We start from the raw sequence: 26,826 nt of genomic DNA on the forward strand, positions 1-26,826 counted from the left end.
AGCCCTTTCTATACTATTTAGTCCTTTACTCTTGACATCAATACTACAGTCTCCACATGTATCAAGACTATCCTGATGATGATGATGATAAAAGTCTAAGGCACTACAAACTGGGATTTGGATTTTACTTAAAATTGTATGATTTTATTGGCTATATCTTCTACAAATCGCTTATCGTGTTCCACAAATATAAGTGTAGGCTTTGCTTCTTTTATAATTTCCTCAATCTGTATTCTTGATATTACATCTATATAATTCAGTGGTTCGTCCCAAACAAATATATGAGCTGGCTTTGAGAAACTTACAGCAATTAAAACTTTCTTTTTTTGTCCATCGCTATAGTTCTTCATATCCATTTCAAATAATTCTCTTGAAAAATCTAATTTTCTTAGAATTGTTTTACACAATGTTTCATCAACATCTTGCTTGTGAATATATTCGTTTAGGCTACCTGTTAAATTAGATGTGTCTTGAGGAATATACGAGATTTTTAAATTACCTGCTAATTTTATCTCACCTGTATACTCGTGATTTATACCTAATAAAATTTTAATCAAGGTTGATTTTCCGCTACCATTACCCCCATATATAGCCACTATGTCGCCTTGCTTTATCTCAAAACTTACATTACTTAGGATCTGTCTTTCTCCATAGTATGCTGATAACTCGCTAACCGATATTAGGGGATTTTTGTGATGATTTAGCGGATGCAGTAATAGGCTTTCCTTTATTTCGATATCTTTTAGTAAACTCTGTTTTTCTTCTATTGCCTTGTTTTGTCTATTCTCCAAATTCTTAGATTTTTTCATCATCTTGGCTGATTGATGACCTATATGTCCTTTGTCTGGTTTTACACCTGATACTTTCACACCATTTTTAGTATTTTCAATTTTATCAGACCAAATTTGACTTTGTCTTGCAGCCTCTTTTAATCGTTTAATATCTTTTCTTAATCTCTCATTTTGACTAATTTCAAATTGGTCTTTCATCACTTTGTTTTCATACCATGATGTAAAATTTCCCGATTGGACATCAATAGAATTCCTGTTAATAGAAATAACATGATTAATACAACCATCTAAAAAATCTCTATCATGAGATATAAGCAAAAATCCTTTTTTACTTTTCAGATATTCACTTACAATTTTTCTTCCGTCCATATCTAAATGGTTTGTTGGTTCATCAATAAGTAAAAAACCATCTTCTCTTGTAAACAAAATAGCTAAAAGGATTTTTGTTTGTTCCCCTTTAGAAAGAGTTTTAAATTCCCTATAAACAAGGTTCTCATCTACATTTAGCAAATTAAGTTCTCTAAATAACTTCCATTCTTCATCATCTGATATTAGTTCTTTATATAACTCAATTCCTAATTTTGAAGTATCAATTATATTTGGTGGAAATTTAATAAATTCAACATCCTTGCTTATTTTACCTTGATAAGTTTCTTGATTTAAAAGTAACTTAAATAGAGTTGATTTACCAATTCCATTTCTTCCTATCAAACCCGTTTTCCAGTTTGTATCAAAGGAAAACGATACATTTTTAAATATCGGTTTTACATATCCATAATATGAGAAAGTGAGGTTTTCAATTTTAATTGCCGACATAAAAACACCCCCATCACAATCCTATTTTATTTAATATTATACCATTTTTAAGCCATTTTTTCTATATCAGCTTTCTGTGGCACTTGATAGTTCCCTATAAAGTTAAAGTAAACATCAACTTGTTGTTTTCTGTCTTTTCCTTTTCTTCCCCAAAGTTTGACAGTTTTAAATAATTAAAAATGTTGTAGGTATATTAAAATCTACATTTTTTTGTCAAAATTTTTTAAAAACTGTATAATTAAACATAAATTGCATCTCTAAATGACGAGTTTTTTTTTAGTAGTTATGCCTTTATTTTTATTCTAAACTCCCGATAGTAAGGTGGCAGGTCAAGCTGAGTTTGATAAATTCTAATTCATCGTAAAATATGCTATAATTATTCATTAGGAAAAGGAGAATCATAATGACACAGTACACAGATGCCAAATGAACAATGAAGAGAAGTCACAAAAGGAGATAGTTTTATGGATTATATACGAGCGATTCTGGACGAAATTGCAATAGCCACAATCTTTAATGGTGCAGTGGCAGCTTTGGTGCTTATTAACCCGAGATACTTTTTTGATTCTTATCCAAAAGCAATTCAGAAAGCTGCGCCAGAACAAATGACAAAAAAAAAGAAAAACATAAATTTAATTCTAACAATTATAATTTGCGGGATTTGTTTCATATATTTAACGGCAAGTCTTATACATACAGGCATTTTGGGTTTTTGGAATCTTTTTTGGATGGGGTATATTCAGTGGAGCATATTAAACTTAGGAGATTTCTTTTTGTTGGATTATCTGTTGTTCCAAGGAAAATATAAGGATAAAATCGTCATTCAGGGGACAGAAGGGCATCCAGATTATGAATTCAGTAACTAGCTGAAGCATTTAGCAATCATGGAACATTTTGTAGTTACTCCGTTTTTAATTATACCATTTGTGGCAGTGATTCAGGCGTTGCTGGTCGGTTTATTAGGAAGATAAATTTTTATATAGGTAGTTTGATGGTAAATATGTCGAATTTTTGAATTATAAAAATAAGTAGAGTTTTTCTCTACTTCTTTTTATAATTTATATTTTATTTTCCCTTATATTTTTCTATAACTTTTTCTACTTGTTCTTCAAGCTCTTCTCTGTTTGGGATATACAAAGTATATTTTGATGCGAATATTTTATTTGATAAGTTTCCTAATGCGTATTCTGCTTGTACTCCGTACTTATCTGTGCATAAGATTATCCCTATCGGTTCATTATCCATTTCATCATTAACTTCTGCCTTATAATAATTAAGATACATATTGATTTGCCCAACTGCTTCTAGCAATCCTAAAAATTCAGATACATAAGGGTCTTTTTCAAGATCAGCCGCCTTTTTTATTTCATTACCCTTTAAGGCTAGGTCTAGAACTTTTTCTTTATTTTTCTCTCCAGCTTATAAGTGTAATCTTTTAAAAAGTGATGTTTTAATTTGTCTTTTAAGTTCTCTTACTGACCAGTTTGCGTTGATACTCTCTTTCTCATAAAAGCTCACAATAATAATACCAGGTCAATTTAACAGACACTGTCTGTTGAATTTCATATTCTTTAAAAAATCTCCTCATAAATTGCAAATTTGATACTGAAAATTCTCACCCAAACTCTTTAATTAATCTCTTAGATAAATCTTTAAGCAATTCTCTACCATACTCTGCTCTTTCTGAATGTCCTTGTTCATCTTCTACGATGATACGTTCAACCTCCCAGTAAGTTTGCACTAAAATATTATTGACTTCTCTTGCAACTTCAATTCTTGCCTTATCCATCAATGTTTTTATGCTATTAAAAACATCGTCATTGTGTTTATTAAATTTTATATCCTCTATCTACCTTGATATACTTTTCGGAAGTTTTTTTATTGTAAATGGCAATATATAAATGCACAAAAGAGTAATTTCCAATCCATTGTTTCATAAAATGGAGCTTCACATATTACTGTGAGCTGCCAGCATGATGGTCTGTATATTTACGCCTAGTCAATCATTTGGGATGCTTAGCACCTGTGCTTTTTAGGCTGATTATACCGCCGACACTTAATCCTCACACGTGCCATTCAAACACACAGGAAGCCAGTTTGAATTCATTACATAACACTCTTAATGTTGTGTTTTTTAAAGCACTTGCTAAAATTATTCATTTTGTTTTGATGTATCTTGCTCATATTCCCGTAATTGCATATGCCAATCATCTCTTTCTTCCTGCGATATCTAACGTATGATACGGCAGGGATTGCCTCCTGCCACAACGTGACTTGGAATATCTTTTGTGACAACCGATCCAGATGCAACCACCACATCGTCTCCAATCGTCACACCAGGATTAATAACAGCATTGCCACCAATCCAAACATTATTGCCTATGGTTACAGGTTTAGCGTATTCAAGGTCTAGATTACGCACGTTCGCGTCAATCGGATGGCCAGCCGTGTAAATACTTACATGCGGACCTATAAATACGTTATCTCCAAAGGTCACATCATTCTCATCAAGAATTGTTAAATCAATGTTTGCATAAAAATGCTTACCAAACGAGATCCTATCTCCGTGATCAAAATAAACAGAAGGTGTTAAAACCATATCCTCTGGAGCAACTTTAAAACATTTTTTCAATTCTTCGAATGCACTTTTATCATTCCAATATTCTGATTCATTAAACTTCTTCTGTGCCGCATGCACTATCTCAAAAGAATAATCGCCAATTTTATAAGGATTATAGAGTTTACCAGCAATCATCCTATTCCATTCAGTTTTATTAACTATACAAATTCCTCATTTCAATTCATCAACTTGTAATAAAATATCATTCTGCGTAGATTATGAAGAGACACGCAGCTTAGATATAAAAAGGAAAATACACCACCTAATCAGCCCTTGACATCAATACTACCGTCTCCACATGGATTGAGAGAACTCCTAGTACGTCAGTCCTTTTTCGAGTGCACACTATTGATAGTGGGTGCACCTTTTAACGATAGAAAAAGCTATCGTTAAAAGGTTTAAGATTGGCTTAATAGCTTGATTATTGAGCATTGAGATGGACCCAGAATTTCGGACACACTAGGCGACAAGCTGAAACGAGTGAACACTAAGTATGTCATGAAGTCTTGTCTGTATGTGGAAACATATCCACATGCTTTTTAACGATAGCATAAGGTTATCGCTAAAAGGTATTACCTCGACAAACCGGGATCTGTTTACTTACAATATTCCTCTACTTTATATTCATACTTTTTTAAAAGTTCCCGTGAGTAAACTTTTTCATTTATCGAGTTTCTAACTTCTTTCCAGAGAATAGCTGCAACTTTTAACTTATTAGAATAACAATCGCTAAATTCATCTAAACAAAAGTCTTTTAGAAACTGATTCCATTGACAAGCAGAACTATCATACTTGGCATAATCCGACTCACCATAATATATTTTAATCATATCTTGAATAGTAAATTTTATATCTTTATCCCTTTTTATTTTTCGCCAAGCCGTTGCCATATCAGCACTAAATTTAAAAGGAGTAATACCTGTTACAGCTGAAAAATAATCTCGAAATTTTTGGTTAAATGAAAAACCGCATTTAAGTAATGGTGTCTCCAAGGTTATAACTTCGGACTGATTTTTATTTCCTTTACTCATACTCAAAAATTTTTCTACTTTATTTCCCCTAAAATATTGTTCGATAATATAGTTCAATTCTTGCTTCGTACATCTATACTCTAATCCAAGAGACTTACAAATTTGTGAAAGTTCTTCTCGATACCAATAGTATCTATTAAATTCTTCAAATGATTTTATATCTCTAAAATCATGTCTTTTTTCTTTCATATGGTCACCTTAATAATTTCAAATTTTTCAGTTTTTGATTTAAACTGATTTTATTTTCTCATTTATACCTTGCAAGAACGCTATAACAGCGGCTCCAACCATCGGTATTCCATATGGACTAACTAAGAATCCAATAATCAATGCTTCTATACCAATGGTAACTTCTTTTTGTAAAAAGGATGCTATCGCTCCAAGTATACAAAATATCTTCAGCAAATATAGTAGTGCCGTTCCTATGCTAAGTAAGAATATCAGAAATGCAGTAAGGACACTTAACAAAAGACAGATTGGGGAAAAACTATTTTTATCCATCTCATGGACTGTCATTCATTTCTATTCAATCATTTTGAAGTGTCTCAAAGCATCCATGATGGCTTCTTCTTTTTCAGGTGTACACTGTGGAATAATTTGTTTCTCCTTTTTTTTGACTTGTTGTAATGTTCTCGTAATTCTATTCCACATTTCCTTTTTTATTTGTGCAATATATAATGTCGGAACTTTTAATTCAAATTTATTCCAAACATATTCTTTGATTTGAGCATATGTTGCCTTGCTTTCAGCACTGGTCAAATCAAGCTCATTCAGCTCAGTTTCAACGTCTATATGATTATCGACATCGAGTTTGGACAAAAGTGCTAACGTCCCGACGTGTGATTTTTAGGTTAATTCTAAATTTATCGTTACTTTTGCGAAAATGCGAATTTTACTTATCTTACATCTTTTCTATACACTCGGTCTTTGCAAATCTCAATTAGGCTATTTTATAAAGCTATACCCTCGCTTTAACATTTTCTAAAAATAAGATTCTATTGTATTTTCTCGTTTATCTCTCATACCTCGGATTTTATTTTGAAGAATATCAATATTCTATATTAATTATATCCATTTCATAGTTTCCCATCCATTTTAAAAATTTTAACCCGCTTTTCTCTAATCCTGTCGTACGTATAAATCTATATCCCATCGACTTAATTCCGTAATTTCTAAAGTAAAATCTATCAAATACACACTAATCTTATCATACTCATTAATCTTTTTTATTTCTTTTAAATGTTCCTGTGAAACTCCAACAACAATAATATTATATTTATGATTGAATTTTTTATACTTATAATCTTCAGCCAATTTTTTACTTGAAAATAATAAAATCTTATTTGATAATACACTGTTTTTTTCTATAGATGTTTTACCATCTGTATTCATTAACATCCAAAAAGGATCTCCTATTGTATTGAAATCAGGTTTTAAATACTCATTATATTCAGACATAGCAAAAGTATCAAAATCATCATATTTTATCAATTTAATTCCATTATACTCTGATACCTTACAAGCACCATTTTGAAATTCACTTTCTGCAGAAATAAATACACCATTAATTCCACCAATATGTTTCAGTTTGTAATCGAAATTTCTTAATTCACTAACATTTATTGGGTTTCTCCAATTTTTACATTCTATACCAACTTGATAAAATATACCAAAATGCTCAAATGAATAAAGAACGTCTATTTCATGAGTCGCACCATCATCACCCACCATTTTGACTTTCGTTCGAATTTCTGAATTTATTCTCTCTTTCTTAAAAAGTAGTACACAAATATTTTCAACTGCTTTTTCAAAATCATCACCTTTTCCCATATACTCACCTCACATATAATTCTCTAATAACGTTATAATCTACACTATGCATTTTTACATTACAGTCTATTATGGAAGAGATTTGTTTACTTGGCCGAATAAGACCTAATTTATATGGAAAAAGCCCACTCTCTGCAAGAGAAATCAAAAATACTAAATGACGTTGTGAAATACCAAATACAGCGTAATCCTTTTGTTGTTTACAGTATGCATCGGCAAGTTTTTTTGATGTGAAAAGTGGTAAAGAATTCCCTCCAACAAAATAATTTCCCGTATTTTTTTTTGTTCGTTCATCAATTTGCATTAAAGTCCAAAAAGGATCACCAATAACATTTTCATCAGGTAAAAATTTACTGATAGCTTTTAAAGCATTTATTCTTGTTTCTTTCATAACATCAAAAAATATGGTTTGAATTTGTTTATCATTAGCAATATTCAATGCTTCTTCATCTATTTTAACGTTATAATACAAAACACCTTTAGGAAAGTAACCTAAATCTTTTAAGAGGTTATCGAACTGCCATACATCTTCAGCTTTTACAATTTTGTTATCTATTATTTTTATAACCGTTTTTTCTAAATTATTCATCTGGACAAATTCAATGTATATATCTATTTTATGTTCAATGCTTTTCCCTTTAACTCTAATATTTTTAAAAAGTTTAGGATTGATTAAATTTTCTCTATTTATCCTATAATCGTATAGAGAGAATACTAAATCAATCAACTCCATCCCCTTATTTTTATTGTTTTCTATGCTATCTTTCAATTGATTCTTTTTACGAAAAATATTTTTGAAAAAATTCATTATTATAACTAACCTCCTTGAATATAAACTGGAAAATTTTAGAGGATATCTGTTAACGCATCGTTTTTTCTCTGACAGATATCGCATAGTCAATTATTAAACTATTCTCATCATTTCTATCCTCTGAATCAAGACTACACCTTCACATGAGATTTTTAGACTATTTGAAAAATTACAGATTTATGCAAAATCCATTGATTTTTCATGTCTTATAACATTTCAATTGTTTTAAGCCTATTATTTTTAATTAGACTATTTATCATCTGGCTTTAAATGCTTCCTTAATTTTTCAACTTTCTCTGTACATTTGGTGTAAAGTTCATAACCTTCATTGAAGTTCACTCTTGACCTAAATGTGCTAGCAATGAATTTGCATGGTGAGGTAATCCTTTCAACTACACCGCACCGTTCGCACTCAGCATACACATTCCCATCCTTAATCGGAATAAACATTCCATGGTCTTTCTCATTTCCCATGACGCTAACATCTCCGAAATCATCAAATTTTACATAGAGCATATACGGCTTCCTCCTTTATTGGTATGTCTATATACGCTCTAATTCCAACTTATATCAAGTTTTATTGCTTCTTTTTTGATCTATATGTCTGCTACTTTGCAATAGCTTTCCCATTAAGGCAGCGCACCATGTAATGCGCAAATCCATCGTTTTTACAGTTTACCTTCTTCTTATCTGAAACCTCGGTGACACCATTCTCACAATCTACTTCAAGGCTTGCATCCTTGGTGATTGTTCCTTCTAAAATACTCATGCCATTTAATGTATCAAGCGTACAAACATGAGTTACTTCTACGTTTGTTGCTGAAGCCGACCCATTACAACATTTAAGAAAGACATCATCCGCTTTCAAATTAACAACTTCTACCTTGCCATTGCCCACTTCTACATAAAGCTTACCAATCTCAATATCTGTGATGAGCACTTGATTAGAATCAGATTCAACCTCACAAACTTCCACATCACGTGGCAAACTCACAACAATTTCAGGCATACCCTGAATAAACCACCTCAGCCAATTCGAAGCTGAGACTTTTTTAGTTTGAATAAGCCTTATAACATTTTGCGCTTCCTCAACCCTCAATATATCTTGTTCACAGTTAACAAAGCTCACACCAAAGGTATCAGCACGTTTCACCGTTAAACGAACATCTTTCGTCTCTGCGATAAACTTCTTCCCTTTTAATTTAGTCATTTCTTATTTCTCCCTTCCCAATTCATCCTTTGTATCTCCACACACCATATCAATGCAAACATTCACATCTATATAATTTTTTAGGACTTTTTTTCGTCCACCTTCGCCATCTTCTACAAATACATAATGCTTGTAAAACTGCTTAAAATGCAGGATTTTCACGATTTCACTCTTTGTATCAACGCTATGCACTCCACATGATTAGTAAATGGGAACATATCAACTATACATACTTTTTTTACTTCATAACCATATTCTTGAAATTGTTTTAAATCTGTACATAAGGTTCTTGGATTACATGAAACATATATTATTTCATTTGTTGAATAAAATTCTGCTACTTTTTTTACTACTTTTTCACCTACACCATTTCTAGGAGGATCTAAAATAAGTAAATCTGGTTTTTCTAAATTTTCTAATTTACTAAAAACATCACCAGCTATGAATTCACAATTTTGTATATTATTTAATAGACAATTTGCTTTTGCTTTTTTTACAGCTTCTTCAACTATTTCAATACCTATAACTTTTTTACAATTTTTTGATACTATTTGCCCTATTGTTCCTGTACCACTAAACAAATCAAAAACAACCCTATCTTTTTTATTTCCTATATATTCAATTACTTTTGAATAAAGTTTTTCAATTGTTTTCTTATTTGTTTGAAAAAAACTATATGGACTAATTTCAAATTTTAAGTCAAATAATTCTTCACATATATCTCTTTTCCCATAAAGTATATTTTCTTTCTCAGAAACAACCATATCTTGTAATCCATCATTTAATGTATGTAATATACCTGTTATTGTGTAATTTTGAATAAATTTTAAACTTAATAATTCATCTTTTAAATTTTCTAAATATTTTTCTTCTATTTCTTTATCAATTTGACTTGTAGTTACAAGATTAACTAATATATCATTTTTTCCTTTTCTAATTACTAAATTTCTTAAATATCCTTTGTGCTTAAGTCTGTGATAAAAATTCAAATTAAATTTTTTAGAAATTTCATCTACTTTATTGTATATCATGTTAAAATTAGCATCCATTAATTTACAGCCACTAACATTTACTATATCATGAAAACTATTCTGTTTATGTAAGCCTAAAATTGTTGGTCCATCTAAATATTCATTTCCAAAACTAAATTCCATCTTATTCCTATATCCTTGTTTTTCAACACTTTGTATAGGTTCTTGAAATTCATATTCTTTTTTTATTACTTGATCTAAAAGTTTTTTTATATTTTCACATTTTAATTTTAATTGTTCTTCATATGTGTAATATTGATAGTTACAACCTCCACATTGTCTTTCTAATTCAGAATAAATTTGATTTGTTCTACCTGCATAATCTAATATTTTACAATGATTAAGTTCATATTTTTTCTTTCTAGTTTTTGTTAATATACCCTCAACTATTTGATCTTTTGCAGCATTTATATTAATATATACCTTATTATCTTCTAGTAAACCGTAGGATTTTCCTCTTTCATTTATTCCTACTATTTTTATTCTTACACTTTCTCCCTTTTTCATTTTATTCCTTTACAAAAAAATGGCGTGCTTCACAAGAGTCGAACTCGTAACCTTCTGGTTCGAAGCCAGCTGCTCTATCCATTGAGCTAGAAGCACATTATTTATATAAATATTCTTTTACACTACTATCATATACATTTAAAGGAGCTTCTACTACCAAGCCTTTTTTTGCTCCCTTAATACAATCGACCAGAACTAACAAGGCCTTTGCATCATGTTTAGTATACACAAATTTCAATACTTTAGCAACTAATTTTGTACTTAACAAATATTCTAAAATTTCATCTAATCTTTCTACTCTAAATATTAAATATAGATGCCCTCTATTTTTTAAAATTACATTTGAAATAGCTATTATTTCTTCAATTTTTAAATTTTCTTCATTTCTAGCTATTCTTTTACAACTATCTTTTTTTATTTGATCTTCGTTATTTTCCAAAAAATATGGTGGATTTGAAACTACTATATCAAATTCTTGAAAAATATGTTTAGAAAATTCTTTTATATCCTCATTAATATATTCAACATTTTTTATTTCATTATTATTTGCATTTTCAACAGCTAAATCATATGACTTCTTTAAAATTTCAACACCTACTATTTTTGCTTTCATTTTTTTTGCTAAAAGCAAAGAAATTACGCCATTGCCACTACCTATTTCAAGAACTTTTTTTGCACATCTATTTATTTTAACAAAATCTGCTAAGGCAACTGAATCTAAGGTTATTGATTGTAATTCAGTATCTTGCATCAATTCAATATCTTTAATCTTAATTTTTTGTATCAAGTCCAGTTCCTCCACGATAAAAAAAAAGTACCTAAAGGTACAAAATGGCGTGCTTCACAAGAGTCGAACTCGTAACCTTCTGGTCCGTAGCCAGACGCTCTAATCCATTGAGCTAGAAGCACATATGGCGGTGAAGGAGGGATTTGAACCCTCGATCCAATATTACTTGGACACTCCCTTAGCAGGGGAGCATATTCGGCCACTCTAACACTTCACCACTGGCGGGCAGACTGGGATTCGAACCCAGACGGCTTTCACACCTTCGCTGGTTTTCAAGACCAGTTCCTTAGCCAGTTCGGACATCTGCCCTTTACACTCAACTATCCTACCATTTTTTAAAAATATTGTCAACTATTTTTTTAATTTTATGCATTAGTCCAACACTTTGTTTTTCAATGGCTTCAACATTGTTATTTATTTCCTTTAATCTAGGTACTATATTGGCTTTAACTGTATTCTCATCTATTCCATAAATTCTGTCATATTCCTTTGAAAAATCTTCAAAGCTAATAGGTGCTAACTTAAGATATAGATCTTTTGCCTGTTTCATTCTATCAACTTTTCCAAATTGTATAATTGGCATACGAGAAAATTTTATATTTGAAAAATTTTTATTATCCTTACAAATTTTTTTCAATAAATTATGTAGTTCATATTCATCTTGCACATCATATTCCTTCATTAAGTCTAAATTATCTCTAAATATTTTCAATGATGAATATTCGATATTTTTATATTTTGTTAATTCTAATGCAGTCAAAAATTTTTTCATATCTTTATTTTCAATATCATAATATCTTATAGTATTTTTTAATTTACTTAATATATCTGGTCTATTTTTTATAGCATTTTCGTAATCTCTATTTTTTAGTTTTTCAATCTTACCTTGACAATAAGTATCTAAAAAATCATTATACATTTCTTTAAATTTTTCAAGATTTATAGTAACTGCGGCATTTTTTTTCAAAAAATATTCCATTAAACTTTTTTTTGTTAATTTTATTTTTTCTCCATCTATAACTAAAATATCTTCATTCAATAAATTATTTATTTTATTTTTTATATCATTCGATATTTCAACATCATTTAAAATTTCTTCAAGAGGTATTCTTTCTTCTTCTAAAAAGTCTAATCCAAATCTTAATTCAATAAAATTACAGATTTCCTTTCCGAAAATTTTATAAATATCTTCTTTTTTAAAATCATATTTTTGTACAATTTCTAAATATTTATCATAACCTAGCTTCTTATCTTTTAATATTGATAATACTTTACATTCAATTTGTCTTATTCTTTCCCTAGTAACATTGAAATCTTTTGCAATTTCATTTAAAGTTCTGCCATTAATTCTATCAATAAAAATCTTTATCTTATTAGCATCCAAAATTGGTTTTAATTCTTCCTCTAAACTTTTTATATTTTTCAATATTAGAAAATTATCTCTTATTTCTACTTGATCTTTTTGTTCTAACTCTCTTATTGCTTCATCTATTATATCTTGATATTGCAATATTACAGGTAATTTTTCAATAAAACAGTCTTTTAATACTCCATAAGGATAAAAAGAAAGAAATTTATACAAATAATCTAGTAACTTATTTTTAAAATATGAATTTTTTAATATTAAAAATTTTAATATTTCATATGTATTATTATAATCTAATGATACAATATATAGGCTTTCAATATCTAATTCTAATAAAGTTGAAAGTTCAATTAAATTTGGACTATATTTTTCATATTTTTTAATTTTTTCTTTAACTTCACATAGTTCTTTTAAACTCTTTTGTCCCATTCCTTGAATATTTTTCATATCATTTTCTGTTAATTCTAATATTTGTGTATCAGTTGTTATACCAACTTTAATTAGTGCATTATATGTCCTTGTTGATAAATTCAAATCTTTTAGTTCTCTCATAATAAACAACCTTCTATTTTTTTGTATATTATACCATAAAACCTTTCTTTATCTAAGCTTTAATTTTACAATTTCTTCATTTTATGCTATAATTATACATATTTTTTATTGGAGGAAATTATGGGAAGACATGGTACTATAGCTGGTCGTAAAGAAGCACAAGATAAGAAAAGAGCAGCTGCATTTACAAAGTATGTTAGATTAATTACCGTCGCTGCAAGAGAAGGAGCAGATCCTGATTACAATGTTGCACTAAAGCATGCTATTGAAAAGGCAAAAAGTATAAATATGCCTAATGACAATATACAAAGAGCTATTAAAAAAGGTTCAGGTGCTGATGGAAGTGTTACATATGATTCACTTAATTATGAAGGATATGGTCCTGGTGGTGTAGCTGTAATAGTAGAAATTTTAACAGATAATAGAAATAGAACAGCTTCTTCTGTAAAAGGTTTATTTGATAGATGTGGTGGAAATGTAGGTACTCCTGGTTGTGTATCTTATATGTTCACAAGAAAAGGTGCAATAGAAATTGAAAAAACTGATAATCTTACTGAAGACGATATTATGGATGTTGCTTTGGATGCTGGAATGGATGAAATTACAACTTATGATGATAGTTTTTATATTACAGCTCCTACAGAAAATTTTGAAGCTGTTAGTACAGCATTAAGAGAAGCTGGTTATAAATTTATTGATTCAGACATAACTTATGTTCCTAACATAGTTGTTGAAAATGTATCTGAAGCTGATAAAGAAAAACTACAAAAGCTTATTGATCAACTTGAAGATAATGATGATGTACAAAAAGTTCATCACAATTGTAAGGATTTATTATAAAAAAGCACAAAGTGTTAAACTTTGTGTTTTTATTTTATCAATGTTCTACCTTTAAATAAATTATTTATTATTAAAGATAAAGCCCCTAAATTCTCTATATCATTATTTAATTTTGAATATTCTATTATTGTATTTGAAAATAAATTACTATCTACATTTTTTCTAACATTTTCTTTAATTAGATTTAAAAAATAATCCGATTTTATATGATCTTCACCAGATATTACAATTTTCCCTATATCTAAAAGATTTAATACATTAGCTAAAGCAAAACCTATTTTCTTACTTATATCTGTTATAATTTCCATATATGGCGATTCACCTTTACTTGCTAACCTAAATATATCTGAAATTTTTAACATTTCATTTTCCATACCTTTTTTAGTTAATCTATCAAATATATTATAATCATTACAGTAGTCTCCCAAACTAAGTTCAGTATTACTATAAGTGTTGTTAAATTGACCTGCTGAATAATTAACACCAGAATAAATTTTATCATTTATTAATATTGCAGATCCTATACCATTCCTAAAGAACATAAAAAAAGCATCCTTATTATTTTTCAATGTCCCAAATAGTTTTTCTGCATTTATCATAGCCCTGATATTATTTTCTATCACACAGGGTATTGAAAAAATGTCCTCTATATATTTTGTAATTTTTATATTACTTCCTTTAAAAACTGTTGATTTTTTAATCAAGCCATTTTCAGAGTCAACTATCCCAGGTATCGCAAGACCGACACCTATTATATTTTCTTTTCCATATTTTTCCATCATATATTCTAATTCATCACACATCATTTTTATTAATTTAGCTTGTAAAGTTGCATATGATCTCTTTCTAAGCCTAGTTTCAATTATTTCTCCATTAAGATGTGAAATTGATATTGATAGATATTCCTCGCTTAGAAAAATTCCTAAAATTTTTCCATATTTTTTATTCAAAGTTATAACTTTTCTAGGTCTACCACCATTTGAAGGTAACAATTTTCCTGTAGATATTAGTAATTTTTTATCAAATAATTTTTTAGTTATTTTAAAAATAGCTGGTGCCGTTAAACCTAAAACTTCTACTAATTTAGCTCTACTCATATTATTTTCTAATAAAATATGATTAAGTGCTATGTAATCATTACTATTAAGTTTTTTCATTCAATCACCTTTTATTTATTTTTTTATAAATAAATGATATACTAGATTGTAGATAATTGCAAGAACTTTTTTTATTTTTATAGGAGGCTTTAAGATGACAACACGACAAACATCAGAATCAACAGAAGTTTCTATGCTTTTAACTTTTATCGGAGGTTTTTTAGAAATATATTCTTTTTTATTAAAAGGGCATGTATTTGCAACAACAATAACAGGAAATATTGTTTTAATGATATTTAATCTTTCTAGTAAAAATTATTCTTTAATTATTAAATATATTTTTCCTATTCTTGGTTTTTGCTTAGGAACTATGATTTCAATAAAAATTAGAGAAAATTTTTCAAATAAACTTTTACATTGGCGATTATATGTATTGCCCTTAGAAATATTACTAATTGTCTTAGTTTATTTATTGAGAAGTAAAGAATTTATAATTATTGATATTTGTTTTATTTCAACATTAAGTGGCTTACAAATACAAACTTTTACCAAGATAAAAAAAAGAGTATATATGTCAACTATGTGTACAGGAAATACTAGAAAATTCATTCAGCATTTAGTTTATAAAGATTATGAAACAGCAAAAATTTTTGCACTTATAATTTCTAGCTTTGCATCAGGAGTTATTTTTGGGACATTTATAATTAATATTTTAAAAGAAACTTCAATTTTACTTATGATAATTCCTATAGTAATTGTTGGATATCTTGTACATAAAAATTAAGCTACAAACAGATTAAACTGTTGTAGCTTTTTTTTAATTTTAATTTTTATTTCTTCTTTCTCTTCTTGAAACAAATTCTCCATCTTCTTTTTGTTCTTCTTGGTGAGAAGGTTCTTGAGGTTTAATTCTAAGTAAGAATGATGTTGTATCTCTATTTATTGATTCTATCATATCGTTATATACATCAGCACTTACAATTTTATACTCATTAACTGGATTTTTTTGACCATATGATTGTAAATTTATACCTTCTCTTAATTCTGATAAATTCTTTAAATTATCTCTCCATTTACTATCAAGAACTTCAAGCATAATATATCTTTCAATTTTCTTAAAATATTCATCTCCAAATAAATCAACTTTTGAATAATATATTTTTTCTAATTCTTTGTATAACTTATCTAGAAGACCTTCTTTTTCTTCTTTGTTAATATCGAAACTTGGTTCATAATTATATATATTATGTAATTTTTCAATTATTTCTTCATTATCTTCAGAAGTTTCTAATATGTCATCTATATTACCATATAACATATCCAAAATTACATCTCTTAAATTTTCATTTTTTAATATTTTATCTCTTTGTGCATAAATAATTTCTCTTTGCTTATTATTTACATCATCAAATTCAATCAAACTTTTTCTTGTAGCAAAGTTTCTACTTTCTACTCTTTTTTGAGCATTTTCAACAGATTTAGATACTTTTTTAGATCTTATTTCTTCATCTTCGCCAAGTTTTAACATAGCCATTATTTTCTTTAATCTATCTCCACCAAACAATCTCATTAATTCATCATCTAAAGATAAATAAAATTCTGATGCTCCTGGATCTCCTTGTCTTCCTGCTCTTCCTCTTAATTGATTATCTATTCTTCTACTTTCATGTCTTTCAGTTCCAAGTATGAATAAGCCTCCAGCTTTTAGTACCTTTTCTCTATTTTCTTCACATTCTTTTTCATACATTTTCAAAGCATCTATATATTCAGGTGTACCTCTTTCAGCAACCTTTGTTGCTAATGAATCTGGATCTCCACCCAATTTTATGTCTGTTCCACGACCTGCCATATTTGTTGCTATAGTAACTGATTTATATCTACCTGCTTGAGATACAATTTCTGCTTCTCTTTCATGATATTTTGCATTCAATACTTCATGAGGTATTTTTGCCTTTGTTAATAATCTTGATAATTCTTCTGAATGAGCAATAGTAGCTGTACCAACCAATACTGGTTGTCCTTTTTCAAATAATTCAATTATTTTATTTACAACTGCCTTATATTTTGCTTTTTTTGTTTGATATATTACATCTGCTAAATCTTTTCTTATAACTGGTTTATTTGTAGGAACTACTACAACTTTAAGATTATAGATTTGTCTAAATTCTTCTTCTTCAGTTTTTGCAGTACCTGTCATACCTGACAATTTATCATACATTCTAAAATAGTTTTGTAATGTAACTGTTGCTAAAGTTTGATTTTCTCCGGCAACTTTTACATGTTCTTTTGCTTCAATTGCTTGGTGTAAACCATCTGAATATCGTCTTCCATCCATAAGTCTACCTGTATGTTCGTCAACTATTATTATTTCATCTTTTTGGTTTATGATATAATCCTTGTCTCTTTTAAATAATTCTTTTGCCTTAAGTGCTTGAGTTAAGAAATGTGTCAATTCTACATAATCAGGTGCATAAAGATTTTCTATGTTCAGCATTTTTTCAACACTTTTTATACCCTTATCTGTTATTGTTACTGTTCTAGCTTTTTCATCAACTTCATAATCTTCCCAATCTTCATCAGGTATAACTGTGTTCTTTTTATCTTTAATTTTTTCAGTCTTATAACTTCTTTTTAATCTATTTGCTACTGTTGCAAAAGTTCCATACCATTCAGTAGTTTCTTCTGCAGCACCAGAAATAATTAAAGGAGTTCTTGCTTCATCTATAAGTATAGAATCTACTTCATCGACAATTGCAAAATTAAATTCTCTTTGAACTTTTTCTTCCATTTCATGTACCATGTTATCACGCAAATAATCAAACCCAAATTCATTATTAGTTCCATATGTTATATCACAATTGTATGCAATTTTTCTTTTGTCATTTTCCATATTTGCTATTATAACACCTGAAGACAAACCTAAAAATGAATAAATTGTACCCATGGTATCTCTATCTCTTTTTGCTAAATAATCATTTACTGTAACAACATGAACTCCCTTACCTGTTAAGGCATTTAAATATACTGGAAATGCTGACATCAAAGTTTTACCTTCTCCAGTTTTCATTTCTGCAATTTTCCCTTCATGAAGTATCATACCACCAATTAATTGGACATCATATGCTCTCATTCCTAAAACTCTTTTTGCAGTTTCTCTAACTGTTGCAAAAGCATCAACTAAAATATCATCTAAAGTTTCACCATTAGCTAATCTTTCTTTTAATTGTCTTGTCTTATCTTTCAATTCATCATTACTTAACTTTATATATTCTTCCTCAATATTGTTAATTTTCTCAACTTTTTTTCTCATTCTTTTAATAACTTTTTCGTCTGTCAAACCAAACATTTTATTAAAAATTCCCTCAAACATTTAACTTCCCTTTCTAATTTATCTTTTTTTTGTAATTATTGCTACCATTCTTTCAGGGGTATGAGTTTTTCTATATGAATAAAAATCACCTTCAGTAGTACAATAATTATTTTTAAATATATTTTTTTCCAAAATTCCACAGTTTTTTGCTATTTGTTCATTTAATTTTTGTGTATCTAAATATATTTTATCTTCTTTATATGTTATCATATTATTAAAAGTTAGTAAAGTTTTCAAAATATCAACAGTATCTTCTTTTATTTCATAATTTCTTCCCGATATTCCTATTCCAAAACAAACTAATATATTTTCTAATTTACATTTATATTTATTTAACATTAAATCTATACCTTTTTCCAATATTTTATTTGCACTTCCTCTCCAACCTCCATGCAAAACTCCAAATACATCCTTTGTTGGATCTAATAAGAATATTGGTAAACAATCTGCATAATATGTAATTAAAGTGTAGTTAGTATCATTTGAGATAAATCCATCTATAACTTCATTTTCATCTATATCTACTTTTTCATTTTTTTCTATGCAATATATGTTAGTTGTATGTTTTTGATTTCCCTTAATACAATTTTCAGAAATATTTAAATCTGTTAAAATTTTATTTAAATTAAACTTATCTTTCATATCTCCTGCTTGTTTTGTTGTTTGTATTGCAAGATATCCATATTTTTCTATTTCATTAAAATGAATATATTTCATTATTTTTGCCTTTCAATTATTTTCATTATAAATTGGGTTAAGTTTGTGTTAGTAGGTAAAAGCTCTTTTAACTCTTTGATATATTTTTCTAATTTTTCTTTTGCCTTCATTTCTCCTAATATATTAACATAATTTGAATTATCAGTTTCATTTTTTGAATCAAAAATGTCATCCTGTAATTGATAAATTAAACCTAATAAAGTAGCTATTTTTAGATATTTTTCATTTTCAAGTCCTTTATGTATCATTACCATTTCAAAACATGCTTTTATTAAGGCCCCAGTCTTATATTCATGAATTGTATTAATTGTTTTTTCATCAAGTTTTTTATTTAAATTTTGCATATCAAGATATTGACCTTGAACCATACCTCTAAGTCCTGCATTTTTACTTAAACATTCTATAAGTTTATCCTTATTTTTTAACTTTTCTGATCTTGCTATTATACTAAAAGCTTCTGTAAGTAGAGCATCCCCTACCAAAATACCTATATACTCTCCGAATTTCGCATGAGTAGTAAGTTTGCCTCTTCTATACTTATCATTATCCATTCCTGGTAAGTCGTCATGTACCAAAGAATAGTTATGTATAAATTCTATAGCTATTGCTATATCTACAATTTCATCTTTTTTTATGTTCAATACTTCAGAAAAGTATAGTACCAAAAGTGGTCTTATTCTTTTTCCACCAGAATTTATTGAATATTCTATTGCCTTATACAAATTATCTTGAGTATTATAATAACTAAGTGCTTCATTTAATTTTTTTTCAAAATATTCTTTCATTTCTTTTCCTTAAAGTCTTCTAATTCATATCCTTCATCTGTTTTTTCTATTATTTTTTTCACTTTACCTGAAGCTTCATCTAAAAGTTCATTCGCTGATTCTAAAATTTTTTTACTTTCTTCATAAATTTTCAATGATTCCTCTAAACTTATGTCACTTTCTAAAATTTTCATATTATTTTCTAATTTTTCTATTTTCTTTTCAAAGCTCTCTTTTCTAGCCATTTTATTCCCCTAACTTATATTTAAAAAATGTAACTATTTTTCTATTATAGTCTCTTTCATCATATTTTATAAATTGTCCTATTTCATCAGCTAATTTTTCATACTTTCCATGTTCACAAATTATTACTCCATCTTTTTCTAAAAGATTACAATCAGATATTTTTTCAATTGTTTCTGTAGTTAAATTTTTTGCATATGGTGGATCCATAAAAATTATATCAAATTTCTCATTTTTATTTTCCAAAATTTCTATTGCTCTTAAAACATTATTTTTATATGCTCTACACTTACTTGATAAGTTAAGTCTTTCAACATTATCTATTATTACTTTTAAAGCTTTTACATCTTGTTCTATTAATATTGCTTTTTTAGCTCCCCTAGATAAGGCTTCAAAACTCATATTTCCTGTACCTGCATACAAATCTAAAAATTTAGCTTCATTTATTTTATCATAAATAATACTATAAATAGCTTCCTTTAATCTTTCCAAAGTTGGTCTTGTATCTCTACCCTCTCTTGAAAGTATTAATCTATTTTTTAAATTTCCTGAAGTTATTCTCATACATTTTCTCCTATATACATTGCATCTCCTAAGCTAAAGAATCTATATTTTTCCTCTACTGCAATTTTATATGCATTAAACAAATTATCCTTACCCATAAATGCTGAAATCAACATTACTAAAGTTGATTTTGGTAAATGGAAATTTGTTATTACTGCATCAACAATTTTGAAATTATAGTTTCCATATATGAAAATCCCAGTTTCACTTTTTTGTGCTATTAATTCTCCTTTTTCATTTAAAGAAGATTCTAAAGTTCTAATTGATGTAGTTCCAACTGCAATAACTCTTCTTCCTTCTTTTTTAGCCAAATTAACTATCTTTGCTGTTTCTTCTGGAACTTCATATTCCTCTGTATGCATAATATGTTCTTCAATATTTTTACATTTTACTGGTCTAAATGTTCCCAAACCAACTGTTAAATTAATTTCTGCAAAAATTACACCCTTATCTTTTATTTTTTCTATTAATTCTTTTGTAAAATGTAAGCCTGCTGTTGGAGCTGCTACAGATTCTCCTTCTTTTGCATATACAGTTTGATATCTATTCTTATTTTCTAATTTTTCATGTATATATGGTGGTAATGGCAACTCTCCTAATTCATCCAATATTTCTTCAAAAACTCCTGAATAAATAAATTCAACTATTCTATTTCCATCTTCTTTTATTTCTAATAATTTTAATTTCAATTTATCTTTTACAAAAATTAATTCATCGCCAACTTTTAATCTTTTCGCAGGCTTTAATAAAACTTCCCATTTATTTAATTCTAATCTTTTTAGTAATAAACATTCTATAACTACACCATTTTCTTTATGCCCTATTAATCTAGCTGGTATAACCTTTGTTCTATTTATTACTAAAACATCACCCTTATTCAAAAAGTCTATTATATCATAAAAATGTTTGTGCTTTATCTCACCAGTTATTTTATTAACTGCTAACAATTTAGAATGATCTCTTGGTTCACAACCTTTTTGTGCTATTAATTCCTTTGGCAAATAAAAATCAAACTCTTCTATATCTATCATTTGTCATCCCTTCCTTCATATTTACATAATATAACCCTATCATGAGAATCTAAATCTTTAATGACCCTTATATCTTTATATGAAAATTCTAATAAAATATTTTTTACTGCTTCTGCTTGGTTAAATCCTATTTCAAAAGCTAGCATACCCTCATTTTTCAAATAATCTCTAGCTTTTTCTGCTATTAAATAATAAAAATACAGCCCATCTGCATTAGCAAATAAAGCTTCTTTTGGTTCATGTATATATGTTTGTTCACTGACCAAAGCTATTTCATCATTTGATATATATGGTGGATTAGAAACAATAATATCAAACGATTTAAAATTTACATTTTCAAATAAGTCTGATAAAACAAATTTTACATTTTTAGCTCCTAAATCATCCCTATTTTTTTTTGAAATTTCTATAGCTTTATCTGAAATATCTATTCCTAATACCTTACTTTCTGGAATTTCAAGTCCTAATGTTATTGCTATTGCCCCTGAGCCTGTGCCTATATCTAATATAAAAGGTGCTTTTATTTTTAAATTTTTTATTACATTTTCAACTAAACATTCTGTATCATATCTTGGTATAAGAACTCCTTTATTAACATAAAAATTTCTTCCATAAAAATTTTGTTGATTTATCAAATACTGATATGGTAATTTATCTATAGCTATTTTTTTTAATGCTTCCCTTATATCATTTTTTTGTTTATCCGTAATATTTTTATCATAATTCATAAAAAGTAGCATTCTATCTATTTTCAATATATTGGAAAAAATTAATTCTGCTATTAATCTTGCCTCATCAATTTTATATTTTTTTAAATATTCTATTGAACTATCCAATATATCTTTCAAATAACCACTTTTTATTTTTGTATCATTAATATATGTTTTTATTTTATTTTTTTCTTCATTTGTTAAAATTCTATCATACTGTGTATAAAGAGTTATTCTATCAATATTCAAAGATTGTGAAAATATTCTTTCAGCTTCTAATCTAGGTTTTTCAACTTTATTTTTTTTCAAATATTCTTCAGTTTTTTTTAATAATTCTAACAAAGTTTGCATTATTCATCTCCGACTGTTTGTAATAATTCTGCTTGATTATATGCTATTAATGCATTTATCATTTCATCCAAATCTCCATCTAAGAAAGCATCTAATTTATGTAAAGTTAATTTTATTCTATGATCTGTAACTCTTCCTTGTGGGAAATTATATGTTCTTATCTTTTCAGATCTATCTCCCATACCTACTTGTGCTCTTCTTTGAGATTCAATTTCTTTTCTTTGAGTTTCTCTTTCAAGATTAAATAATTTTGAAGCTAATACTTTCATTGCAGCTTCTTTGTTTTTTATTTGTGATCTTCCGTCTTGAGATGTTACAACAATACCTGTTGGTTTATGAGTAATACGAACTGCTGAATCTGTAGTGTTTACGTGTTGTCCTCCAGCACCAGATGATCTATATGTATCTATAATTAAATCACTTGGATTTATTTCAACTTCAGCTACATCTTCAACTTCAGGTAAAACTGCAACTGTTATTGTTGAAGTATGAATTCTTCCAGAAGATTCAGTATCTGGAACTCTTTGAACCCTATGAACTCCACTTTCAAATTTTAGTCTTGAATAAGCTCCCTTACCTTTTATCATAAAAGTTATTTCTTTTAATCCTCCAACACCTATTTCATTTTTATCTAAAACTTCAGTTTTCCATCTACATCTTTCAGCATATCTTGTAAACATTCTAAAAATATCTGCAGCAAATAAGGCAGCTTCATCTCCACCTGCAGCAGCTCTTATTTCTACTATTACATTTTTTTCATCATTTGGATCTTTTGGTAATAATAAAATTTTAAGTTCATCTTCTATCTTAGGAATTTCTTTTTCTAAATCATTGATTTCCTCTTGCATTATTTCTTTCATTTCATGATCTTTTTCTTCTTTTATATCTTGTTTTAAATTAGTAAATTCTGTATTTTTCGCCTTATATTCTCTATATTTTTCAACAATATCTTCTATTGCATTTATTGCTTTATTACATTCCATTATTTTTTTAGGATCTGACATAATTTTAGGATCCATTAATTGTTTATTTAATTCATCATATTTTTTTTCAACTTCTTCTAATTTTTGAAACATATTTTTTCCCTTCTTTTAGTGTTTTTAATACAATTATAGCACAATATCATTTAAAATTATAGAGCACAAAAAAAGATACAAATTAAAGCTAATTCATATCTTTATTTTTCATATAGTATATCTTCTATTTCATTAGCTGATAAATCAAAATTTTGAAATTCAATATATGATTTTATACTATCTTTGTTTAAATTATTAATTAAGAATAAAAAATTTGAATATACCAAACCATATTCATTCAATTGATTCAATTTGACATAAATTACATCTTCAAAATCAAATATCAATTTTTTACCATTTTCTAAATAAAATATAAATATCCTTTTTACTATTTCATCTATATCATCTTTAAATTCAAATTCTTCTACTTTTACACTACCTTTATACACTATACTAGCATTATTTCTATCTAAAATAACCAAGTATTTATTATTAAAATTATTTTTTAATTCATCTATAGCCTTATTGTATAAATCCACATTCATCACTCTCCTTGAATGCTTTTTATTACTATAAGTTTAACCTATTTTTACGGATTGTCAATAAGGTTTACACATATTGAAAATTTATTTTAATTATTACTTGCAGCCCTTGTTAATGGTGGTACAATTTGTTTCTTTCTTGAAACTATACCTTTTAATAAAATAGTATCATTTTCTGCCTTAGTTTCAAAAGCTTTTTCTATAATATCTACTCTATTTCCTCTTATAACTCCAACTGAGTCATTTGTTAAAATATTTGTTATTACAAACATAAAGCCTTCAAGATTTAAATCTTTTAACATTTTGTCTATTTCGTTTATAAATACTTCCTTTTTGGCTAATAATTCTTCTTCATTTACTGTATTTACTTGTGCAATTCCAAATCTTCCCTTATCTAATTCAAATATTTTCATGTCCATATTCAAAATTTCTTTTTCAGTTTTAGAACTTAAATTAGTTCCTGCTTTTAATAAAGCCATACCATATTCTTTCAAATCTACACAAGCAATCTTAGCTAAATATTTACAAGCTTCAACATCATGTTCTGTACAAGTTGGTGATTTAAATAAAAGAGTATCTGATATAATTGCACTTAGCATCATTCCTGCCATTTTCTTACAAGGAATTACATTTTTTTCTTGATACATTTCACAAACTATTGTTGATGTACAACCATAGGGTTCAACTCTAGCATGTAAAGGTTCATCTGTTTTAAAATTAGCTATTCTATGATGATCAATTAATTCTAAAACTTTCGCTTCTTCAAATCCATCTGCTGTTTGTGTTCTTTCATTATGATCTACTAATATTATTTTTCTACCTGAAACATTTTCAACATATTCTGGAGCTTCTACACCAAAATATTTTAAGGCATATTTTGTTTCTTCATTTACATCACCTATTCTAACAGCAACAGCCTTTTCTTTTGGCTTGATAATATTTCTCAAATTTGCATAAGCTATTGCAGTACAAATAGCATCTGAATCTGGATTTCTATGTCCATAAACTAAAATTTCTTCCATTATTTCCTCCTAATAAAAAATCTTTCCTAATTTTATTAATGTTATAAATATTATATATGTTACACTAAAGCCAATAATACTTCCTACAACGACTTCTTTAAATGTATGTATTCCTGCTTTAATCCTACTTTGACAAACTAACAAATATAGTAGAAAAGTTAATAAAATTACTCTTGTGTCGTGTGTCATAAACATTACAATTATTACCAAAGAACTTGCTATTGTTGCATGACCACTAGGCATACCTCCCTCAAAAGCTGTACCTTTTTTAAAATAGGCCTTTAAACTTACTACTATAATACACAAAAGTGCTAAAATTAATAAGGCAATATTTGAAATTCTACCTGTTATTCTTGCAATATAATGTGCTGTTACAACAAATTTTAATATTCTATCAAAGAATATAATATAGCCTATAAAAATTGCTGCAATTGCTGCTATCATGACTGCTCCAGCTGCTGCATCTTTTGCAAATTTTGCCAAAGGATTGTTCTCTTGTATAACAAGATCAACTGTTTTTTCAATACTTGTATTTATTATTTCTGTAATAAAAACTAATGAAACTACAAGTATTAAGATTAATAATTCTGCCTTTGTTATTTCAAAGATCATAGCTAAAATTATTATAATAAAAGCTATAAAAATATGAAATCTCATATGCGATTCGCTTCTTATAGTTGCTATAATACCATCTATAGAATGATTAAAACTTTCAATTATTCTATTTTCTTTTTTATTTTTATTATCTCTTGTACTCATAAGCACTCAAATATCTTTCTTCTTTTTCTCTCATTATTTTTCTTTCATCTGCTTCTATATGATCGTAACCTAAAATATGTAACATACCATGTGTCAAAAGATAAAAGAATTCTCTTTTATCTGAATGTCCATATTCTTTAGCTTGTTCTTTAACTTTATCTATAGAAATTATTATATCTCCAACAACTTCCATTGGGCCTATATTTTCAGTTTCATTATATGCAAATGAAATAACATCTGTTGGTCTATCAACATTTCTATATTCTTTATTTATTTTATGTATAACAGGATTAGTTGTTAACATAAATGAAATATAATAAGTTTTACTATCAAAATCATTTTTTTCATTTTTTAAAATATATTCTAAATATTCTTTAATTTTATCTTCATCATAATATTCTTCTATTTTTTCAACATCATAACATATGTCTATATCTAACATAATTAC

At 27.8% G+C, this 26,826-nt stretch carries 30 protein-coding genes and 4 tRNA genes; 3 read left to right on the forward strand and 31 right to left on the reverse strand.

Annotated features, from left to right (window positions below):
• Nucleotides 1–128 precede the first annotated feature (128 nt).
• Entirely contained in the window at nucleotides 129–1,607 is a 1,479-nt protein-coding gene (locus AWT65_RS01095; protein ID WP_066728485.1) for an Lsa family ABC-F type ribosomal protection protein, read from the reverse strand.
• 464 nt (nucleotides 1,608–2,071) lie between these two features.
• Here AWT65_RS01095 and AWT65_RS01100 point away from each other — a divergent pair, with 464 nt between their 5' ends.
• Entirely contained in the window at nucleotides 2,072–2,473 is a 402-nt protein-coding gene (locus tag AWT65_RS01100; RefSeq protein ID WP_232292775.1) for a hypothetical protein, read from the forward strand.
• 199 nt (nucleotides 2,474–2,672) lie between these two features.
• Here AWT65_RS01100 and AWT65_RS06930 read toward each other — a convergent pair whose 3' ends face one another.
• The 17 genes from AWT65_RS06930 to AWT65_RS01180 form a co-directional block, all read right to left on the reverse strand.
• Nucleotides 2,673–2,891 (reverse strand): PDDEXK nuclease domain-containing protein, encoded by a 219-nt coding sequence (locus AWT65_RS06930; RefSeq protein ID WP_232292776.1) that lies wholly within the window; start codon nucleotides 2,889–2,891, stop codon nucleotides 2,673–2,675.
• Nucleotides 2,892–3,222: 331 nt separating this feature from the next.
• Complete coding sequence (locus tag AWT65_RS06935) at nucleotides 3,223–3,396, reverse strand: DUF1016 N-terminal domain-containing protein (protein ID WP_232292777.1); 174 nt, start codon at nucleotides 3,394–3,396, stop codon at nucleotides 3,223–3,225.
• Nucleotides 3,397–3,837: 441 nt separating this feature from the next.
• Entirely contained in the window at nucleotides 3,838–4,362 is a 525-nt protein-coding gene (locus AWT65_RS01110; RefSeq protein WP_066728487.1) for a sugar O-acetyltransferase, read from the reverse strand.
• Nucleotides 4,363–4,823: 461 nt separating this feature from the next.
• Nucleotides 4,824–5,447, reverse strand: coding sequence for an SAP domain-containing protein (locus AWT65_RS01115; RefSeq protein ID WP_066728489.1), 624 nt, complete (start codon nucleotides 5,445–5,447; stop codon nucleotides 4,824–4,826).
• Nucleotides 5,448–5,486: 39 nt separating this feature from the next.
• Nucleotides 5,487–5,663, reverse strand: coding sequence for a CD1845 family protein (locus AWT65_RS06940; RefSeq protein WP_232292778.1), 177 nt, complete (start codon nucleotides 5,661–5,663; stop codon nucleotides 5,487–5,489).
• A 117-nt stretch (nucleotides 5,664–5,780) separates the two neighbouring features.
• Complete coding sequence (locus AWT65_RS01125) at nucleotides 5,781–6,077, reverse strand: hypothetical protein (RefSeq protein ID WP_066728490.1); 297 nt, start codon at nucleotides 6,075–6,077, stop codon at nucleotides 5,781–5,783.
• A gap of 300 nt (nucleotides 6,078–6,377) precedes the next feature.
• A complete protein-coding gene (locus AWT65_RS01130) occupies nucleotides 6,378–7,088 on the reverse strand; it encodes a restriction endonuclease (RefSeq protein WP_066728492.1) in 711 nt (236 codons plus the stop codon).
• A 4-nt stretch (nucleotides 7,089–7,092) separates the two neighbouring features.
• A complete protein-coding gene (locus tag AWT65_RS01135; protein ID WP_066728494.1) occupies nucleotides 7,093–7,896 on the reverse strand; it encodes a hypothetical protein in 804 nt (267 codons plus the stop codon).
• 252 nt (nucleotides 7,897–8,148) lie between these two features.
• Entirely contained in the window at nucleotides 8,149–8,415 is a 267-nt protein-coding gene (locus AWT65_RS01140; protein ID WP_066728496.1) for a hypothetical protein, read from the reverse strand.
• 91 nt (nucleotides 8,416–8,506) lie between these two features.
• Nucleotides 8,507–9,109 (reverse strand): DUF4097 family beta strand repeat-containing protein, encoded by a 603-nt coding sequence (locus AWT65_RS01145; protein ID WP_066728498.1) that lies wholly within the window; start codon nucleotides 9,107–9,109, stop codon nucleotides 8,507–8,509.
• Nucleotides 9,110–9,267: 158 nt separating this feature from the next.
• Entirely contained in the window at nucleotides 9,268–10,647 is a 1,380-nt protein-coding gene (gene rlmD, locus AWT65_RS01150) for a 23S rRNA (uracil(1939)-C(5))-methyltransferase RlmD (protein WP_066728500.1), read from the reverse strand.
• 20 nt (nucleotides 10,648–10,667) lie between these two features.
• Nucleotides 10,668–10,743: transfer RNA gene (locus AWT65_RS01155), tRNA-Arg, on the reverse strand.
• A 1-nt stretch (nucleotide 10,744) separates the two neighbouring features.
• Nucleotides 10,745–11,434, reverse strand: coding sequence for a tRNA1(Val) (adenine(37)-N6)-methyltransferase (locus AWT65_RS01160; RefSeq protein ID WP_066728502.1), 690 nt, complete (start codon nucleotides 11,432–11,434; stop codon nucleotides 10,745–10,747).
• Nucleotides 11,435–11,479: 45 nt separating this feature from the next.
• Nucleotides 11,480–11,556 (reverse strand) — tRNA-Arg (locus AWT65_RS01165).
• Nucleotides 11,557–11,559: 3 nt separating this feature from the next.
• Nucleotides 11,560–11,651: transfer RNA gene (locus AWT65_RS01170), tRNA-Ser, on the reverse strand.
• Nucleotides 11,652–11,653: 2 nt separating this feature from the next.
• Nucleotides 11,654–11,743, reverse strand: a tRNA-Ser gene (locus AWT65_RS01175).
• Nucleotides 11,744–11,759: 16 nt separating this feature from the next.
• A complete protein-coding gene (locus AWT65_RS01180; RefSeq protein ID WP_066728504.1) occupies nucleotides 11,760–13,352 on the reverse strand; it encodes a DNA-directed RNA polymerase subunit alpha C-terminal domain-containing protein in 1,593 nt (530 codons plus the stop codon).
• A 120-nt stretch (nucleotides 13,353–13,472) separates the two neighbouring features.
• Here AWT65_RS01180 and AWT65_RS01185 point away from each other — a divergent pair, with 120 nt between their 5' ends.
• The gene (locus tag AWT65_RS01185) at nucleotides 13,473–14,192 is read left to right on the forward strand and encodes a YebC/PmpR family DNA-binding transcriptional regulator (RefSeq protein WP_066728506.1); all 720 of its coding nucleotides are present in this window, start codon (nucleotides 13,473–13,475) and stop codon (nucleotides 14,190–14,192) included.
• Nucleotides 14,193–14,221: 29 nt separating this feature from the next.
• Here the strand turns inward: AWT65_RS01185 and AWT65_RS01190 are convergent, their stop codons facing one another.
• Complete coding sequence (locus AWT65_RS01190; protein ID WP_066728508.1) at nucleotides 14,222–15,349, reverse strand: ROK family protein; 1,128 nt, start codon at nucleotides 15,347–15,349, stop codon at nucleotides 14,222–14,224.
• 94 nt (nucleotides 15,350–15,443) lie between these two features.
• On the opposite strand from AWT65_RS01190, the gene AWT65_RS01195 reads away from it, so the two are divergent.
• On the forward strand, nucleotides 15,444–16,073 hold the full coding sequence (locus AWT65_RS01195; protein WP_066728510.1) for a YoaK family protein: 630 nt from the start codon (nucleotides 15,444–15,446) through the stop codon (nucleotides 16,071–16,073).
• A gap of 39 nt (nucleotides 16,074–16,112) precedes the next feature.
• Here the strand turns inward: AWT65_RS01195 and secA are convergent, their stop codons facing one another.
• The 12 genes from secA to ybeY all read right to left on the reverse strand — a co-directional run bounded on the left by secA (nucleotide 16,113) and on the right by ybeY (nucleotide 26,820).
• Nucleotides 16,113–18,659: a preprotein translocase subunit SecA gene (secA, locus tag AWT65_RS01200; RefSeq protein ID WP_066728512.1), complete on the reverse strand. Its 2,547-nt coding sequence runs from the start codon at nucleotides 18,657–18,659 to the stop codon at nucleotides 16,113–16,115.
• 18 nt (nucleotides 18,660–18,677) lie between these two features.
• Complete coding sequence (locus tag AWT65_RS01205) at nucleotides 18,678–19,376, reverse strand: purine nucleoside phosphorylase YfiH/LACC1 family protein (RefSeq protein ID WP_066728514.1); 699 nt, start codon at nucleotides 19,374–19,376, stop codon at nucleotides 18,678–18,680.
• Nucleotides 19,376–20,161: a polyprenyl synthetase family protein gene (locus AWT65_RS01210; RefSeq protein WP_066728516.1), complete on the reverse strand. Its 786-nt coding sequence runs from the start codon at nucleotides 20,159–20,161 to the stop codon at nucleotides 19,376–19,378. The genes AWT65_RS01205 and AWT65_RS01210 overlap by 1 nt, the downstream gene beginning before the upstream one ends.
• Nucleotides 20,158–20,385 (reverse strand): exodeoxyribonuclease VII small subunit, encoded by a 228-nt coding sequence (gene xseB / locus AWT65_RS01215; protein WP_066728518.1) that lies wholly within the window; start codon nucleotides 20,383–20,385, stop codon nucleotides 20,158–20,160. Before xseB ends, AWT65_RS01210 begins: the two co-directional genes overlap by 4 nt.
• Before the next feature lies 1 nt (nucleotide 20,386).
• Nucleotides 20,387–20,947, reverse strand: a complete 561-nt coding sequence (gene rsmD, locus AWT65_RS01220; RefSeq protein ID WP_066728520.1) for a 16S rRNA (guanine(966)-N(2))-methyltransferase RsmD — start codon at nucleotides 20,945–20,947, stop codon at nucleotides 20,387–20,389.
• Nucleotides 20,944–21,978 (reverse strand): tRNA preQ1(34) S-adenosylmethionine ribosyltransferase-isomerase QueA, encoded by a 1,035-nt coding sequence (gene queA / locus AWT65_RS01225; RefSeq protein WP_066728522.1) that lies wholly within the window; start codon nucleotides 21,976–21,978, stop codon nucleotides 20,944–20,946. Before queA ends, rsmD begins: the two co-directional genes overlap by 4 nt.
• Complete coding sequence (gene prmC, locus AWT65_RS01230) at nucleotides 21,975–23,039, reverse strand: peptide chain release factor N(5)-glutamine methyltransferase (protein WP_066728524.1); 1,065 nt, start codon at nucleotides 23,037–23,039, stop codon at nucleotides 21,975–21,977. The genes queA and prmC overlap by 4 nt, the downstream gene beginning before the upstream one ends.
• Nucleotides 23,039–24,115: a peptide chain release factor 1 gene (gene prfA / locus AWT65_RS01235; RefSeq protein WP_066728526.1), complete on the reverse strand. Its 1,077-nt coding sequence runs from the start codon at nucleotides 24,113–24,115 to the stop codon at nucleotides 23,039–23,041. The genes prmC and prfA overlap by 1 nt, the downstream gene beginning before the upstream one ends.
• 101 nt (nucleotides 24,116–24,216) lie before the next feature.
• Nucleotides 24,217–24,600: a hypothetical protein gene (locus AWT65_RS01240; protein ID WP_066728528.1), complete on the reverse strand. Its 384-nt coding sequence runs from the start codon at nucleotides 24,598–24,600 to the stop codon at nucleotides 24,217–24,219.
• An 86-nt stretch (nucleotides 24,601–24,686) separates the two neighbouring features.
• Nucleotides 24,687–25,619: a manganese-dependent inorganic pyrophosphatase gene (locus tag AWT65_RS01245; protein ID WP_066728530.1), complete on the reverse strand. Its 933-nt coding sequence runs from the start codon at nucleotides 25,617–25,619 to the stop codon at nucleotides 24,687–24,689.
• A gap of 9 nt (nucleotides 25,620–25,628) precedes the next feature.
• Complete coding sequence (locus AWT65_RS01250) at nucleotides 25,629–26,378, reverse strand: diacylglycerol kinase (protein ID WP_066728532.1); 750 nt, start codon at nucleotides 26,376–26,378, stop codon at nucleotides 25,629–25,631.
• Nucleotides 26,362–26,820 carry an rRNA maturation RNase YbeY gene (gene ybeY / locus AWT65_RS01255; RefSeq protein WP_083497777.1) on the reverse strand — a complete coding sequence of 153 codons (459 nt, stop codon included), beginning with the start codon at nucleotides 26,818–26,820 and terminating at the stop codon, nucleotides 26,362–26,364. Before ybeY ends, AWT65_RS01250 begins: the two co-directional genes overlap by 17 nt.
• Nucleotides 26,821–26,826: the final 6 nt, after the last annotated feature.

The sequence above is a fragment of the Sneathia sanguinegens genome (genome assembly GCF_001517935.1).
GTDB lineage: Bacteria > Fusobacteriota > Fusobacteriia > Fusobacteriales > Leptotrichiaceae > Sneathia > Sneathia sanguinegens.